The following is a 15,919-nucleotide window of genomic DNA, read 5'->3' on the forward strand; positions in this document are numbered from 1 at the left end:
GACTGAGCCCTGTAGAGTACAGAGCCCGTTCCGCTGTAGCCTAGACAATTACTGTCCAACTTTTGGGGCGCACTTCAAATTAACTGTCACACCGCCATCGGGGGCAAGCCTCCTCCCACAGTGGGACTGCATTTCAAGTCAGGTGGGTTGCAACTTCTGTTCGAATACTGAGACTCCATCCAAGTCGCGCAGGATCACCGTCAACTCTCCCGTCTGGCCATCAATATTCACCTCGCCAAAAAACTGAAACCCGGCAAACGGCGAAGTGTTCTGTGCCGGTGGCGCTTTTTCGAACACCACTTCAGGCCCAAAGGTTTTATCCAGCGGATTGGGCCCGAAGCTGCCAGCGTTCAACGGCCCGGCTACAAACTCCCAGAACGGCTCGAAATCCTGGAACGCCGCGCGATCCGGGTGGTAGTGATGCGCCGCGCAGTAGTGCACGTCTGCCGTCAGCCACACATGGTTGCGTACCTGCTGTGCACGCAGGAACGCCAGCAGTTCGGCGATTTCCAGCTCGCGGCCCTGGGCCGGGCCCGGCTCACCGTTGGCGATGGCCTCCCAACGCGGCACGCCGGGGCTGACTTCACCGTCGGGCACGCCCAGGCCGATGGGCATGTCGGCGGCGATGACTTTCCATTGCGCCTTGGAGCCCTTGAGTTCGCTCTTGAGCCAGTCCAATTGCTCTCGCCCCAGAAACGGCTTGGCCGCCCCCAGGTTGTCATCGTTGGGGCCACGGTAGCTGCGCATATCGAGCACGAATACATCCAGCAGCGGGCCATAACTGAGCTTGCGATAGATGCGCCCGCCGCCGTCGGCGCTTTGGCGGCGCATCGGCGAATATTCCAGCCAGGCCTGGCGCGCGCGGCCCACCAGCGTGTTGATGTCGCGGGTCTGGTAGCGCTCGTCCAATTGCTTGCTCGGCGACCAGTTGTTGATCACTTCGTGGTCGTCCCACTGCCAGATCTGCGGTACTTCGGCGTTGAAGCGGCGCACGTTTTCATCCATGAGGTTGTAGCGGTAGTTGCCACGGTATTCGTCCAGGGTCTCGGCGACTTTGCTCTTGGCCTCGGTGGTGATATTGCGCCAGATACGCCCGCCTTCAGTGGCCAGTTGCGCCGGCACCGGGCCGTCGGCGTAGATGGTGTCGCCGCTGTGGATAAAGAAGTCCGGCAGACGCAAGCGCATGGCTTCGTAGATGCGCATGCCGCCGATGTCCGGGTTGATGCCGAAGCCTTGGCCGACGGTGTCGCCGCTCCATACAAAGCGAATGTCGCGGCGCTGTTGCGGCACGCTGCGCAGGTGGCCGAACCAGGGCTCGCTGGCCACGCCGCTCTGGGCGTCTTCGAAATGCACGCGATAGAAAACCGCCTGGTCGGCAGGCAACCCGGTCAGTTCAACGCGGGCGGTGAAGTCCGTGCGGTTGTCGGCCAGCGGCGAAACAAAACGGCGCGGGCTGCTGAACACGCTGCGGGTGTCCCATTCCACCACCATCCGCGCGGGCCGGTCGCTGCGGCTCCAGATCATCGCGCGGTCGCCCAGTAGATCGCCGGACTGCACCCCATCGGTAAGTTGCGGCCGGTCCTTGACCGACGCGATCACCGCCGGCGCCAGGCCCGGCAATAACAGACCGGCGCCGACGGCTTGCATCACGCGGCGACGGCCCAGATCGAAGTGGCTCATGCAGGTGCCCTCTTGAGTCTCAAAAGAGGCACTTAACCACGCGGGGATGAAGCGGGTGTGACACTCTGTGGGAGAGGCTTGCCTCCCCACAATTTCGGGCCCTGCCAGACCGTGTCAGGCGTTGGCCGGCGCGACGCTCAGCTCCACCACTTCCGCCCGTTTGATCAGCGCATACACCACCCCGGTCAGCAGGCTGCCCGCAACGATCGCCAGCAGATACAGCAACGCATGATTGATGGCATTCGGAATCACCAGCACGAACAAACCACCGTGGGGCGCGGCCAGTACGCAGCCGAAGTACATCGACAGCGCGCCGGTCAACGCACCGCCGGCGATGCTTGCCGGGATTACACGTAGCGGGTCTTTGGCGGCGAAGGGGATCGCGCCTTCAGAGATAAAGCACATCCCGAGGATCATCGCGGCTTTGCCGGCTTCGCGTTCGGTCTGGGCGAATTTGCGCCGCGCCAGGAACGTGGCGATGCCCATGCCGATGGGCGGCACCATGCCGGCGGCCATGGTCGCGGCCATCGGCGCGCCGCTGTGGGCGGCCAGCAAGCCGACGGAAAACGCATACGCCGCTTTGTTGATCGGCCCGCCCAGGTCCACGCACATCATGCCGCCCAGCAGAATGCCCAGCAGCACCGCGTTGGTGGTGCCCATGGTGCTGAGGAATTCAGTCAAGCCGCTGAGCATGCGCGCCACCGGCGGGCCCACCAGGTAGATCATCGCCAGGCCGGTGAATAGGCTCGCCAGCAACGGGATGATCAGGATCGGTTTGAGAGCTTCCATGCTTTGCGGCAGACGCACCACGCGCGTGACGCCTTTGACGCAGTAACCGGCCAGGAAACCGGCAAAAATGCCGCCGATAAAACCCGCGCCCAAGGTGCCGGCCAGCAGGCCGCCAATCATGCCCGGCGCGATCCCCGGACGGTCGGCGATCGAATAGGCGATATAACCGGCCAGCAGCGGCACCATCAAGGTAAACGCGCTGTTGCCGACGGTTTTCAACGCCGCCGCCAAGGTGCCTTCCTGTTCGAACGCATGAATGCCGAACGCAAACGACAGAGCGATCAGCAAGCCGCCCGCCACCACCATCGGCAACATGAACGACACACCGGTGAGCAAGTGCTTGTAGACGCCGGTCTTTTCCGACTTGGCTACCGGCGCACCGGCGGCGCTTTCCACAGCGCCTTCGGCCAGGGCTTTGTTCAGGGTCGCTTCGGATTGCTTGAGAGCAATGCCGGTGCCGCAACGGTAAATCTTCTTGCCGGCGAAGCGTTCGGTAGCCACTTCGATATCAGCCGCCAACAGCACCACATCGGCATTAGCGATAGCTTCGGCGCTCAGCGGCGTACGTGCGCCCACCGAACCTTGGGTCTCGACCTGCAAGTCGTAACCCAGGCGCTTGGCCGTCTGCTGCAAGGCTTCGGCAGCCATAAAGGTATGGGCCACGCCGGTCGGGCACGCGGTGACGGCGACGATGCGTGGGGCATTCTTTGCCGCGACCGGCGCCTCGCTGGCGACATACACCTGAGCCTCTTCAGCACCGCGACGCAACACCGCTTCCACATCCGCCAACGCCTGGGCCGGCGTACTTTGGAACACGCGCTTGCCGATGAAGCGCTGCATATCCACCGGCGTGCTGCTGACCAGCAACACCCACTCGGCGGCGGCCAGGGTCGCGTCGGATAGCGCGCGCTCGGGGTGCTGCACATCCACCACTTCGACACTGGTGCTCCAGCCTTGGCGCTGCGCGGCGGCGTCCAGCAAGCGGGCGCACAGCACACTGGTGACCATGCCGTTGGGGCAGGCAGTAACAATGGCTAACTTCATGACTAACCCTCTTATTGTTCTGTGAGCGGGCGTACATCGACGCCGCTTTGCAGATGCGCCAACTGCGCGTCATCGCTGATGCCGAAACCGATCTGCGTCACCGCCATCGCGGCAATCGCCGTGGCACGGCGCAGGGTCTGTTCGGGGCCCTCGCCACTGAGCAGACCGTGCAACATGCCGGCCAGCAACGAATCCCCGGCACCCACGGTGCTGGCCACGCTGACCTTGGGCGGCGTGGCATGCAGCGCCAGCGTCGGGCTGAACCAGTTCACACCGTCGGCGCCATGGGATACCACCACATGTTCCACCCCCTGGGCGTGCAGGCGCTGCGCGGCTTGGCGCTGCTGTTCGAGGGAGTCGGTGGGGCAATCGAGGGCATCGGCCAGTTCTTCGGTGTTCGGCTTGACCAACCACGGGCCGGCTCGCAGACCGGCACGCAGCGCCTCGCCACTGGTGTCCAGGGCAACCTTCAAACCGAGGCCTTTCAACTGCACCAACACATCGTGCAGCCACTGCGCACTGACGCCGCGCGGTAAGCTGCCGGCGACCACCACCGCATCGTGACCGGGGGCGATCAGAGTGAGCTGGTTGAGCAAGGCCTGTTGCGCCTGCTCGCTCACCTGCGGGCCCGGCGCGTTGATATCGGTGACACGACCGTCCTGCTCGGCGATTTTGATATTGCTGCGGGTTTCCCCCGGCACGCGGATAAACGCGTCGGCAAAACCGCGACGAGCGATCAGCGCGTCAAAGGCTTGCGGGTTGTCCGCACCGAGAAAACCGCCCACGGTCAATTGATGCCCCAGATCGGCCAGCACCTGCGCCACATTCACGCCCTTGCCGGCGGCATGGGTCAGCAGGGTTTCGCTGCGGTTGACTTCACCCGGTTCCAGGCGGGCCAAGCGCACCGTGAGATCCAACGCCGGGTTCAGCGTCAGGGTCAGAATCCTTGCCATTTACACCGCCTCCACGAGGGCTCGCACATCGGCGGGGGAACCCACCGCCAGCGCTTGTTGTGCCAGGCTCCGGGCCTGGCTCAGACTGAATTCGCGCACACGCGCCTTCACTTCGGGAATGCTGCGCGCCGACACGCTCAGTTCGTCCACTCCCAAGCCCACCAGCACCGGCACTGCCAGCGGGTCCGCCGCCAGTTCGCCGCACACGCCGACCCATTTGCCGTGGGCATGGGCGGCGCGCACGGTGATATCGATCAACTGCAACACCGCCGGGTGCAAGCCATCGGCTTGGGCAGATAAGGTTGGGTGGCCACGGTCGATGGCCAGGGTGTATTGGGTCAGGTCGTTGGTGCCGACACTGAAGAAGTCCACTTCCTTGGCCAGCACCGGCGCCAGCAAGGCGGCCGACGGTACTTCGATCATGATCCCCAGTTGCAGGTCGGCCACCGGGATTTCCAGGCGCAGGCGCTCGGTCATGTCACGGGCGGCGCGCCACTCATCGACGCTGCCGACCATGGGAAACATAATGCGCAGCGGGCGGTTATCCGCCGAACGCAACAGCGCGCGCAGCTGCGCTTCCATGATCTGCGGGCGTTGCAAGGTCAGGCGAATGCCACGCACGCCCAGGAAAGGGTTTTCTTCCTCGGCAATCGGCCAGTAAGGCAACGGTTTGTCGCCGCCCACGTCGAGGGTGCGCACCACCAACGGGCGCCCGCCGAGGCCGTCGAGTACGCGGCGGTACTCGGCTTCTTGGGTGGCTTCATCCGGCGCTTGTGGGTGAGCCATAAAAATCAGTTCGGTGCGCAACAAACCGATGCCTTCGGCGCCCTGCTCCACCGCTGCGGCGACACCGGCGCTTTCGCCGATATTGGCGAACACTTCCACGGCATGCCCGTCGCGTGTAAGAGCTGTTTCATGGCGCTGGGCGGAGGCCGCTTGCAGGCGTTGTTCACGGGTATCGCGCTCGACGGTAGCCCGTTGCAGGGTGGCGGCATCGGGGTCCACATGCAGGCGGCCGCGCTGGCCATCGAGCAACAGCGGCGTGCCGGCGGCGACCAGCAAGACGGCGGCGCCAGCACCGACCAGCGCGGGGATACCGAGGGCACGCGCGACGATGGCGCTGTGGGCCGTGGCGCCACCGCGAGCGGTGAGGATACCGGCGACGCGCGCCGGGTCCAGGCGCGCCACATCGGACGGGCCGACCTCGTCCATCACCAGGATGTACGGCTCATTCGGCTCTTGGGCGGTTTCGACGCCGCACAGTTGCGCCAGCACGCGACGGCCGATATCCCGCAGGTCGGCGGCACGCTCGGCGAGCAAGGCGTCCTGCAACGACTCCTGCTGTTTGGCGGCGGCTTCGATCACGCTCATCCACGCGGCTTCGGCGCTTTCGCCTTGCTTAAGGCGAGTGTCGACGTCGTCGGTCAGTTCCGGGTCGTCGAGCATTTCCTGGTGGGTGATGAAAATCTCGCGGATCGCTTTGGATGGGCTGCGCTCGATCAGCCCCTGAATATCGCGGCGCACGTCGGTCAGGGCGGCATGCAGACGCTGACGCTCGATCACCGGTGACTCGCCGCGCAGTGGGTAGTCGAACACCTGCTGGGTCTGGACATGAGCGGGGCCAATGGCAATCCCCGGCGCCGCAGCGATAGCCTGGATCTGGCTACCGGAGGCCGGTGCGCTGAGCAGCGGTTCGAGGTCCAGGGTTTCGGGGGGCGCGCTGACGGTCGGCAGCGGCTCGACCTCTTCACCGAGCCCCTCCTCCACCGCGGCCAGCAGTGCCGGCAGCGCATCACCGGCAATGCCGGGTTCGGCAACGAACTCCAGCACCTGGCCACGGCGGGCGCCGAGGCTGAGCAGCTTGCTCAAGCTTTTGACCGACACCGCGGTGGCCGGACCATCGATGATGCGCACACGGATATCGCCGTCAAAACTCTTGGCTAACTGCGCCAGGATCTTCGCCGGCCGCGCGTGCAGGCCATGGGCGTTGGCCAGGGTGATGCGCGCGCTCGGCCAGTCCGGCGGCAGTTCGCCGCCCAATACTTCAAGCACCGCGCGGCTGCTGGTGGCGCGGCCCAGTTCCTGGCCACGGCCTTCGATCAGCAACGCGCACAAACGCTCAAGCAAGGCCTGGTGCGCTTCGCCCAGGCTGGCCAGGCAAAACAGGCCCGTGAGCGGTTGGCCCAGGTAACGCATGGGTTTGTCCGGGGTGACGAACGCCAGGCCCGGACGTTTGACGGTCTGCTCGCTGTGCAGCCACCACAGGCCGTCGCCCAGGGGCAGCGCATCGACCTGTTGCAATACGGCGGCGAAGCCGTTGCTGACGCAATCGGCCTGGCGCAGCAGGCGGGCGCCACGCCATACCAGCTCTTCAAAATCGTCGGCGGACACGCCCAGGCTGATCATCTGTGCATCCAGCGCCAGCTCCTGCGGTGCACCCTGCAGCAATTTCAGCAGAGCTTCTGCGGAGGCGGCGCGACGCAGCGCCTCACCCAGGTCGGTCTCGCCGAGGGCGCGGGTCAGCAATTGCAGCAGGCGAAGGTGTTCGTCGGATTGAGCGGCAATGCCAATGGCCAAATACACGATCTGGCCGTCGCCCCAGTCCACCCCTTCGGGGAACTGCAGCAGACGCACGCCGGTGGCAAACACCTGGTCGCGGGTTTCTGGCGTGCCGTGGGGGATCGCAATACCTTGGCCGAGAAACGTCGAGCCCTGGGCTTCACGGGCTTGCAAGCCACTCAGATAGCCCTCGGCGACCAGACCGTCGGCCACCAGTGTGTCAGCGAGCAGGTGCAAGGCAGCAGATTTATCCACAGCCACCTGGCCCATGGATATCTGCTCTACAGTGAGCTCAAGCATGCCGTTCTCCTAGTTAGTGCGCTGGGCGCACTAGGTATTGTTTTGAATAAAACAGTGTAGGGGTGTTTGAAAACTACTGACTGAGCGGTCAGTTGGCAGGAGCCGCTCGGTCGCGAACGTCGTAAAAATACGCTGGCTGAAACGTTTAATCTAGAATTTAAGGCAGATTACGCGTTAATTGTGCATCCTTGAAGGACCACTCGGCGATTGAGCTGGGACATTGGTCGTGTGCCGTAATCGGTTACGATTGGACAAAATGTCGGGGCAAGCTCCAAAAAACAAGGAAATCCCGGTTTGAAACTCAGTGATATCGCACGTCTGGCCGGTGTGTCCGTTACCACCGCCAGTTATGTCATCAACGGCAAAGCCGCCCAACAACGCATCAGCCACGCCACCGTCGAACGAGTGCGTGCGGTGGTAGAGGCCCACGGCTTTACCCCCAATCCCCAGGCCGCCGGGCTACGCAGCCGGCACACGCGCACGTTGGGCTTTATTCTGCCCGACCTGGAAAACCCCAGTTACGCGCGTATCGCCAAATTGCTGGAGCAAGGCGCGCGCGCGCGTGGCTATCAATTGTTGATCGCCAGCTCCGACGACGATGCCGACAGCGAACGCCAATTGCTGCAACTGTTCCGCGCCCGGCGGTGCGATGCGCTGTTCGTGGCCAGTTGCCTGCCCACCAGCGACGACAGCTACCGCGAGCTGCAAGCCAAAGGCCTGCCGGTAATCGCCATCGACCGGGTGATGGAGCCGGCGCAGTTCTGTTCGGTGGTCAGCGACGACCGCCAGGCCTGCCAGCAACTGACCAGCAGCCTGCTGCAACCATTGCCTAAACAGATTGTGCTGATCGGCGCGCGGCCCGAGCTGAGTATCAGCCAGGAACGCGCCGCCGGTTTTCAGCAAGCGTTGAAAGGCTTTACCGGCGAGATGCTCATCGAACACGGCGAAGCCTTCAGCCGCGATTGTGGCCGACAGCTGATGGAGCAATTGCTGCAGCGGCTGGGCCATTTGCCTGACGCGCTGGTGACGACGTCCTACGTGCTGCTCCAAGGGGTGTTCGACGCACTGCACGACTACCCGCTCAAATCACGGCCCCTGCGCCTGGGCACGTTTGGCGACACCCAACTGCTGGACTTCCTGCCGCTGCCGGTCAACGCCATGGCCCAGCAGCATCAGTTGATCGCCGACACCGCGCTGCGCCTGGCCCTGGCCGCCATCGAAGAAGAGCAGTACCAACCGGGCGTACACGCCATCGGCCGCACCTTCAAGCAGCGTATTCACGAGGCGTGAACGTGACGCTGATCGACACCCACACGCACCTTGATTTCCCGGAATTCGACAGCGACCGCCGGGAAGTCCTCGCCCACAGCCGCGAGCTGGGCGTGCAGCGCATGGTGGTGCTGGGGGTGTATCAGCAGAATTGGCAGCGGTTGTGGGATTTGGTGCAGACGGATGAAGGCCTGTTCGCTGCGTTCGGCCTGCATCCGGTGTATCTGGACGATCACCGCCCCGCCGATCTGAGGGCATTAGGTGACTGGCTGACCCGCCTGCAAGGCCATCGGCAACTCTGCGCGGTGGGCGAGATCGGTCTGGATTACTTCCTCGAACACCTGGACCGCGCACGTCAGCAACAGCTGTTTGAAGCGCAACTGCAACTGGCGGTGGATTTTCAGTTGCCTGCCCTGCTGCACGTACGTCGCAGCCATGCGGCGGTGATTGACACGCTCAAGCGCATCCGCGTGCCACGCGGCGGCATCATTCACGCGTTTGCCGGCAGCCGCGAAGAAGCCCGCGAATACATCAAGCTGGGCTTCAAGCTCGGCCTGGGCGGCGCCGCCACCTGGCCCCAGGCGTTGCGCATGCACAAGGTGCTGGCACAACTGCCGCTGGACGCGGTGGTGCTGGAAACCGATTCGCCCGACATGCCGCCCGCCATGTACCCCGGCCAGCGCAACAGCCCCGAGCACTTGCCGGACATTTGCCAGGCCCTGGCCGAGCATATGGGTATCGACCCGCTATCGTTGGCCGAGGCGAGCACACGCAATGCGCGTGAGTTGTTCAATTGGTAGCGTCGGTTCGACGGCGTGCAGGTTGAGGGTGATGCGCTGGCGATGACGGGCATAGCGCAACACCATGAAATGCACCAGCAACACCACCAGCGAAATATTGAACTGCCCAATCACACTGATCAGCCCCACCCACTCTGCCACCAGCGCCACGATCAGCACCACGCAAGTGAACGTCACCATGCTTGGACGCACCAACGCCCAATATTCCAGGGACTTGAAATGGCGCAGTTGGCGAGGGCATTTGAGTTCAAGCTCCCGGTGGCAATACGGGCAGTCGAAGGGCTCTTCGATGGCGATGGCATTCAATTGCCAAGGCTTGAGTTCAAAGGTGATATCGCAATGGGCGCATTGCCCTTTGATGCCGAGTGCAGCGGTCATCGTGGTGCCTCCCCGGCTCCCGGTTTGAATGAAATAAATTCTCACTCATCTACGCGGCCAGAAAAGACACCCCGGAAAATTCAGACGCACACCACACCCGTTAACGCTTTAGTCCTACGCCTACGCCTTACACGCGGAAGGCGCCGATCAGCTGTTTCAACTCCACCACCTGCAATGACAACCGTTGACTGGCCGCAGCGGTCTGCTGCGCACCGTCGGCGGCATGCTCGCCGGCGCGATTGATTTCGACGATGTTCTGGTCGATATCGTGGGCCACGGCGGTCTGCTGTTCCACGGCTGCCGCAATCTGTTGGTTCTGATCCACGATCATGCCGACGGCACCGAGGATATTCTCCAACGCCTGCTGGACCTGTTCCGACTGCCCGACCGTGCCATTGGCCATTTCATGGCTGCTGCCCATGGCCTTGACCGCCGCGTCCACACCGCTGTGCAAGCGACTGATCATCTGCTCGATCTCTTCGGTGGACTGCTGCGTGCGCCGCGCGAGGGTACGTACCTCATCCGCTACTACCGCAAAACCGCGCCCCTGCTCACCGGCCCGCGCCGCCTCAATCGCGGCATTGAGCGCCAGCAGGTTGGTTTGCTCAGCGATGCTTTTGATCACTTCTAACACCGTGCTGATGGCCTGGCTGTCAGTGGCCAATTGGTTGATCACCCGTACCGACTGGTCGATCTCCGACGCCAACCGCGCGATGCTGCCCTGTTGGGATTGCACCAGGCTGCGACCGCTGACGGTCTCCTGGTTGACGCTGTGGGCGCTGCTCACGGCTGCAGCGGCGTTGCGGGCCACCTCCTGGGCGGTGGACGACATCTGGTTCATGGCCGTCGCCACCTGTTCGATCTGTGTACGCTGGCCGCAGACGGCCTGGTTACTCTGCGCCGAGACCGTTTCCACCTGACCGGCCTGCTGCTCGACCTGGTTGACGGTGTGCCCGACGCGCTCGATCAGATCGTGGATTTTCGCCACGGTGCCGTTGAACACCTGACCCAGGTCACCCAGTTCATCGCGGCTGCGCGCCACGAAGGAGACGGTCATATCACCGGCCGCCACCTTGTCCATCATCGTGCCCAGATGTCGCAATGTGGTGCGCGTGGAGGCATAGAAACCGGCGTAGAGGTAGAAGATCAGCAAAAACACGGCGGTCAGCGCCGACACCAGCACCACCATGTGCAGGCGGTTCTGCGTCAGGCGATGCTGCAACTGTTGCTCAAGAAACCCCAGGGTGGCCTCATCGAGTTGATAGGTCTGGGCCATCAACTGGCTGACCGCATCGTAGAACGTCTGCCAGGGCGCATCGAGGGTCTCGGCCATGACCACCTGCTCTTCGAATAGCTCACTGCCTTGCTTGAGGCTGGCGTTACTGGCCTTGGCCAGACCGTCGAGCGCCGTGTGCGCGGCACTGCTGGAGCCCAGCGCATCCTGCAGTTTCAAGCCATATTCGCCGTGGAGTTTTTCCAGTTGCTGCAGCAGTTCGTCAAAGCGCGTGCTGGACGATGAGTTGAGAAACCCCTGCCCCAGCGAATAGGCGCCCATGGCCCGCCCTTCTCCCAGTGTTTGGGTCACCTGCGGCGTAACGCTGGTGATCAACTCAGTCAGCTGGCGCAGATCGCTTTGGGGGTCGCGGCTCAAGCCCGATTGACTGGCGACGATCTGGCCGAGCATCTGCGCCTTGTTCAGCAGCTTGCCGATCAATGCGCTTTTACTCAGCAGCGAAGTTTCCTGTTGCTGGGCCTTGAACGCGCCGATCAATTCGTCGCGCTTGGCCTCGAACACCGCGATTTGCTCGGGGTCTGTGGCCATCGCGGTAAAGCCCTGCAAGCGGCTCAGTACGCTCTGCTCCAAGGCGCTGATCTTGCCTTCCAGGTCGCCCGCCTTACCCGACTGGCCCAGAGTGGCGTTGATTTGTACCTGATTATTCAGGGTTTCCAGGTCACGGCGCAGGGCCAGGCTGCTGCCGAGCACGTCGAGGCTTTGCAGTTCGACGCGGGTGCCCTGGAATTCGCGCCACGAATCGCGCACCAGGAAATAGTTGGTGACCAGCATCGGCAACAGGAACAACACACTGATCAGGCTGAACTTCAGGCCGAAGCTCAGGCGGTTCATCAGCGCGACGGCGGGATAGAGCAAGCTCTTCACAGGTGAACTCCCTTTTTGTTTTATTTTTATTGAGGGCGCAGGGCGGCGGCAGAAAGCCACTATTTGGCGCTCTGTCTGTATAGCTCAATTTGAAAGGGAGTTTTGTAACTTAAGGTTAACAGCCAGTGGGAGCCGAAGGGGCTCCCACGTAACGCGGTCTGCGCTTTACGGCAACACCGTCCAGATGGCGAACCCGGCATACCACAGCACAGCCGCGCGCAGCAGCAGTTCCCAGAGGCGGTCAAGGCTGTTGATACCGTCGGCCCCCACTGCCGGCGCCGGTATCTCGGCGGCGGCCAGACCGACTTTATCCACCAGTTGGGCCGCGCTGATGTCCCAGCTCAGTAGCTCGTGCAGCATGACCCGGCTGACCGCGACAAAGTTGCCCACCAAGGCAAAACTGGCGGCCAGCAGGCGCACTGGCAACCAGTCGAAGGCGTGGCGCATTTGCCCGGCGCGCTCGGCGACCAGCGGGTTCTGGCTGTGTTCGCTGGCCAACGCCAGCAGGCGATAAGCCAGGGCAGCGACCGGGCCCAGCAGGAAATACCAGAAAATCACCGCAAAAAAGCTCTGGTAGGCCTGCCATAACAGGTGGCCCTGGACCCGATCGAGCAGTTGCTCGCCGCTGTCGGCGCCCAGCTTGAGGTCGCGCTCGGCGACGTGCTCGGCGGCCTGCAAGTCGCCGCGTCGCCAGGCATCGCGGAACGGGCCCAGATCAGCCAGCAGATCGCCACGGCCCAGGCTGTAGATCACCACCAGCAGGTGCACCGGCAGCGCCAGTAAGCCATAGGCCACCGGTTCCAGTACCAGCAGCAACAGCGCCAGCAATGCCACCGGCAGTAACACTAACAAGGTCAGAATCAACCAAGGCCGCTGCGCCATACGTGGGCTCGATTCCAGTTTGGCCAGCTCGCGCAGCCAGCCGCCATCGCGCTGCAACCGATGACGCAGGGCCGAAAACTTCTCGATCCAGACCGCCAACACCAGTACCAGGAAACTCATCAGGTGTGTCCTCCATCCTGCAGGGCGCTGCGAAAGCGCTTCCAATCAAAAGCGGGGCCGGGGTCGGTCTTGCGTCCCGGCGCGATATCGCTGTGGCCACAAATGCGTTGCGGGGTGATATCAGGGTAAGCCGCCTGCAATTGGCGGGTCAGGTCGATCAGTGCACGGTACTGGGCATCGGTGAACGGCAGCTCGTCCGTGCCTTCCAGTTCAATGCCCAGGGAAAAATCGTTGCAGGTTTCCCGCCCCTCGAACTGCGAAACACCGGCATGCCAGGCCCGGTCAAGGCAGGACACAAACTGCGTCACCGTCCCGTCGCGCTCAATCAGAAAATGCGCAGATACCCGTAGGTCAGCAATCCCTTCAAAGTAAGGATGTTCCGTGACATCCAGGCGATTCTGGAAAAACGCCTGCACTTTGCCAGTGGCGAACTGCGCCGGTGGCAAGCTGATGTTGTGCACCACCAGCAGTGAGATTTCGCCTGCGGGGCGCTGATTGAAGTTGGGCGAAGGGCAATGACGAATGCCCTGGCACCAACCGCTGGCGGGGTCCAACTGCATACAGGTTCCTTGAATGGGGCAACAGGTGACCAGTATGCCGCGTTCGACCCCGAGGTTGCGATCACTTGCCGTGATTGAGTTGCCGCAGCTTACTCACTACGGCAGCCAATGCACGCTCGAACAGCGGGCTGTCGTCCAGAACCTGCAAGACGCCCTGCTTAAACGCCAGCGCCAGCTGGCCGACGCTTTTTTCCAGCACCTTGAGCCCCGTGCGGCTGACGAACACATACGTGTTGGCCGGGGCCATGATCGCCGCGAGCTTGCAGCGCTGGGTAAAGGCGCCATCCTGCTGGAACATGACCCAAGCGCCGACCCGCAATTGATGAACCCTGAGCAGGTCGGGATCGTTGGGCGCCAGATCGAGCGCGGGGGCCAGCGGCCGCTCGCTGAATACCAAAGGCTCGCGTACTTCGATCAGCTCGTCGACACCGTCCGCCGGCTGCACATGCATAGCCTGGAGGCGGACGAAAAATTCTCGGGTGCTGAGAGGATCGAACGCCGCGCTGGTCAAACCGTCGCGCAGCGCCTTGAGCAAGCCGGGCAAATGCTCCAGCAAGCGCCGCCCGGCCTCGGTGTCTTCCTGCAGGCCGACGCTCCAGATCAGTTCGTCCATGGTGCGCAGAGCCGATTGCCATTGCACCGACTCTTCACCGTGCTTGAGGCTGACCAACAACAGCACTTGGCTCCAGGCCTGTTGCAGAAACTGCACCACGGCGAGGGGCAACACTTTGCCCAGCAGCCGCCTATTGAGCACCTCGGCCACCCGCTGACGGGCCGCCTCGGTGCGCACCCGGCCTTCTTCGGCATCGCGGGTGTGCTGTTCGAGCAACTCGCTGCGGCGACACTCATCGGCGGCGAACGCGCTGAACTCAGCGAGCAATTGGGCAAAAATCGCCGGATCTTCGACAAACTCATTGAGCAAACGCTGCACCACCTGCTCGATGCGCAGGTACAAAGGGTCACGCGGGTAGTCATCGCACAGGTTGCAGCCCAAGGCCATCGCAGCGATTTCGTTCAGCAGGCGCCGCGCCGGGTGGCCGGCATGGCTGAAAAGACTCTTGTCCAGCACCGCCACTTTGAGCATTGGGATTTGCAGGCGCGCGATCAGCGCTTTGAAAGCGTCCGGGACGGTAGGGTCGTTGAGGATAAATTCGAACAGCAGGGCGATCAGATTGATGACGTCTTCATCGGCCTCCTCCACCACCCGTGACTTGCCGCTCTTGACACTGACGCGGGTGAGCAATTGCTCCAGCTGGTTGCACAGGTCGAAATCGTCCTCGGCGTCCGGCGTCGGCACGTACTGCTGCAAATGGGACAACAGGCGCAGCAGGTCCCGCGTGGCGATAGGCTGGGGTTCGGCGCTGGCTTCGAGGGTCGGCGCCACGCTACCGCGCACGGGTTTGAGCAAGGCTTGCAGCGCCGCAAAGGCTTGCTGGCCGTTTTCGTCGAGGGGTTGATCGGTGCTCGGCGATGCGTCTTCGCGCGAGCGTTCACGGGCGGCCCGCCCACCGGCGCGGCGCGAAGGCACGGTCTTGAGCTCCGGCAACACCCCCGTGGCGACCAACAATTGATTGGCTTCGGCGTAGAGTTGATCGGCATCGCTGAGGACATACTTCTCGAATAGCTTGAGCATGATCAGTTTGACGCGAATCTCCACGCCCAGGCTGCGCCCCGCCTGCAAGAAAAATTCGCACAGCAGCGCCGGGCCCAGGGGGTTCTCACGCTCATCCAGGGCATTGCCCAGTACCGCACTCAGCCGCGCAGTGAGCTGCGACAGTGCCAGTCCATCGCGATGCCGGACGCGGCCCAGCATGGCTTCGAGCGCCACGGTTTTTTCCAGTGCGTCATGGGACGAACCGGGTGCCGCATCGTAGGAAACCACTGGCACCAACTGCAGCTCCCTGCGCCCGGTGTCGCCCAGGCCGGCAAAAGCGGCAAACAGGCGCTCCATGAATACACGCTCGAAGTTCTTGCGCTTGAGGCGCAGGTCGCGCATGGCTTCAAAGAAAATATGGTGATCGACGGTGCTGCGGGCCTTGTCGGCCATTTCAAACAGCGTGTCGTCGGCGTTATCGAAGAGTTCCTGCAAGCCTTGCTGCAGCTGCTGCGCCGCCTTGTCGCGGACTTGCAGCAACACAACCGGCAGGCGGGCCAGCGGCGATGGCGTGGCATGCGCTTTATTAATCGGCACCACCTTTCCGTCATTGTGCATCCTGGCCTCCTGAAACGGCGGTATTGAGTTGGGCGACAATCATCGATAGGCCGCATCGAACCCTGTGGATAACTGCACGCCAGCAGACGTCAAAGCTATGACGCCAATTGCAAGGCGCGAGATTATCTTGCAAACCGGGGGGCAAGCGCCAGCGCCCTCTGTGATTTGCGCACAAATGAGCGGGTGGCTGGGTTCCCAGTCACACAGCCCCTATA

General features: G+C 62.9%; 11 protein-coding genes and 1 pseudogene. 2 read left to right on the forward strand and 10 right to left on the reverse strand.

Annotated features, from left to right (window positions below; translation table 11 throughout):
- Positions 1-138: 138 nt before the first annotated feature.
- The 4 genes from ACFZPT_RS18985 to ptsP form a co-directional block, all read right to left on the reverse strand.
- Positions 139-1,680 carry an alkaline phosphatase gene (locus tag ACFZPT_RS18985; RefSeq protein ID WP_034095849.1) on the reverse strand — a complete coding sequence of 514 codons (1,542 nt, stop codon included), beginning with the start codon at positions 1,678-1,680 and terminating at the stop codon, positions 139-141.
- A gap of 114 nt (positions 1,681-1,794) precedes the next feature.
- Complete coding sequence (locus tag ACFZPT_RS18990) at positions 1,795-3,513, reverse strand: PTS fructose-like transporter subunit IIB (RefSeq protein ID WP_034095848.1); 1,719 nt, start codon at positions 3,511-3,513, stop codon at positions 1,795-1,797.
- 11 nt (positions 3,514-3,524) lie between these two features.
- A complete protein-coding gene (gene pfkB, locus ACFZPT_RS18995) occupies positions 3,525-4,466 on the reverse strand; it encodes a 1-phosphofructokinase (protein ID WP_047881664.1) in 942 nt (313 codons plus the stop codon).
- The gene (ptsP, locus tag ACFZPT_RS19000) at positions 4,467-7,325 is read right to left on the reverse strand and encodes a phosphoenolpyruvate--protein phosphotransferase (protein WP_047881665.1); all 2,859 of its coding nucleotides are present in this window, start codon (positions 7,323-7,325) and stop codon (positions 4,467-4,469) included.
- A gap of 294 nt (positions 7,326-7,619) precedes the next feature.
- Here ptsP and cra point away from each other — a divergent pair, with 294 nt between their 5' ends.
- Together cra and ACFZPT_RS19010 are read left to right on the forward strand one after the other, a co-directional pair.
- Entirely contained in the window at positions 7,620-8,615 is a 996-nt protein-coding gene (gene cra, locus ACFZPT_RS19005) for a catabolite repressor/activator (protein WP_034111727.1), read from the forward strand.
- A gap of 2 nt (positions 8,616-8,617) precedes the next feature.
- A complete protein-coding gene (locus tag ACFZPT_RS19010) occupies positions 8,618-9,394 on the forward strand; it encodes a TatD family hydrolase (RefSeq protein ID WP_034095844.1) in 777 nt (258 codons plus the stop codon).
- Here the strand turns inward: ACFZPT_RS19010 and ACFZPT_RS19015 are convergent.
- From ACFZPT_RS19015 to ACFZPT_RS19040, 6 genes and pseudogenes are all read right to left on the reverse strand, one after another.
- Positions 9,341-9,772 (reverse strand): hypothetical protein, encoded by a 432-nt coding sequence (locus ACFZPT_RS19015; RefSeq protein ID WP_034095843.1) that lies wholly within the window; start codon positions 9,770-9,772, stop codon positions 9,341-9,343. The two genes, ACFZPT_RS19010 and ACFZPT_RS19015, sit on opposite strands and share 54 nt — an antisense overlap.
- A gap of 127 nt (positions 9,773-9,899) precedes the next feature.
- Positions 9,900-10,829, reverse strand: a complete 930-nt coding sequence (locus tag ACFZPT_RS19020) for a methyl-accepting chemotaxis protein (protein ID WP_376753347.1) — start codon at positions 10,827-10,829, stop codon at positions 9,900-9,902.
- Positions 10,806-11,897 (reverse strand): annotated as a pseudogene (locus tag ACFZPT_RS19025) (methyl-accepting chemotaxis protein); the annotation flags it as partial. The gene ACFZPT_RS19020 and the pseudogene ACFZPT_RS19025, both read right to left, overlap by 24 nt.
- 198 nt (positions 11,898-12,095) lie before the next feature.
- Positions 12,096-12,932, reverse strand: coding sequence for a regulatory signaling modulator protein AmpE (ampE, locus tag ACFZPT_RS19030; RefSeq protein ID WP_034095841.1), 837 nt, complete (start codon positions 12,930-12,932; stop codon positions 12,096-12,098).
- Complete coding sequence (gene ampD / locus ACFZPT_RS19035) at positions 12,932-13,492, reverse strand: 1,6-anhydro-N-acetylmuramyl-L-alanine amidase AmpD (protein WP_034111723.1); 561 nt, start codon at positions 13,490-13,492, stop codon at positions 12,932-12,934. The genes ampE and ampD overlap by 1 nt, the downstream gene beginning before the upstream one ends.
- Before the next feature lie 61 nt (positions 13,493-13,553).
- Positions 13,554-15,704: a DUF1631 domain-containing protein gene (locus ACFZPT_RS19040; RefSeq protein WP_099312860.1), complete on the reverse strand. Its 2,151-nt coding sequence runs from the start codon at positions 15,702-15,704 to the stop codon at positions 13,554-13,556.
- Positions 15,705-15,919 lie beyond the last annotated feature (215 nt).

Source organism: Pseudomonas sp. MD330_10 (assembly GCF_042610415.1).
Taxonomy (GTDB): domain Bacteria; phylum Pseudomonadota; class Gammaproteobacteria; order Pseudomonadales; family Pseudomonadaceae; genus Aquipseudomonas; species Aquipseudomonas rhodesiae.

Bases quoted from the DNA above. Each gene is read 5' to 3' on its own strand.
- ACFZPT_RS18985 (WP_034095849.1), bottom strand. From the start codon at position 1,680: ATGAGCCACTTCGATCTGGGCCGTCGCCGCGTGATGCAAGCCGTCGGC.
- ACFZPT_RS18990 (WP_034095848.1), bottom strand. From the start codon at position 3,513: ATGAAGTTAGCCATTGTTACTGCCTGCCCCAACGGCATGGTCACCAGT.
- pfkB (WP_047881664.1), bottom strand. From the start codon at position 4,466: ATGGCAAGGATTCTGACCCTGACGCTGAACCCGGCGTTGGATCTCACG.
- ptsP (WP_047881665.1), bottom strand. From the start codon at position 7,325: ATGCTTGAGCTCACTGTAGAGCAGATATCCATGGGCCAGGTGGCTGTG.
- ACFZPT_RS19015 (WP_034095843.1), bottom strand. From the start codon at position 9,772: ATGACCGCTGCACTCGGCATCAAAGGGCAATGCGCCCATTGCGATATC.
- ACFZPT_RS19020 (WP_376753347.1), bottom strand. From the start codon at position 10,829: ATGACCGTCTCCTTCGTGGCGCGCAGCCGCGATGAACTGGGTGACCTG.
- ampE (WP_034095841.1), bottom strand. From the start codon at position 12,932: ATGAGTTTCCTGGTACTGGTGTTGGCGGTCTGGATCGAGAAGTTTTCG.
- ampD (WP_034111723.1), bottom strand. From the start codon at position 13,492: ATGCAGTTGGACCCCGCCAGCGGTTGGTGCCAGGGCATTCGTCATTGC.
- ACFZPT_RS19040 (WP_099312860.1), bottom strand. From the start codon at position 15,704: ATGCACAATGACGGAAAGGTGGTGCCGATTAATAAAGCGCATGCCACG.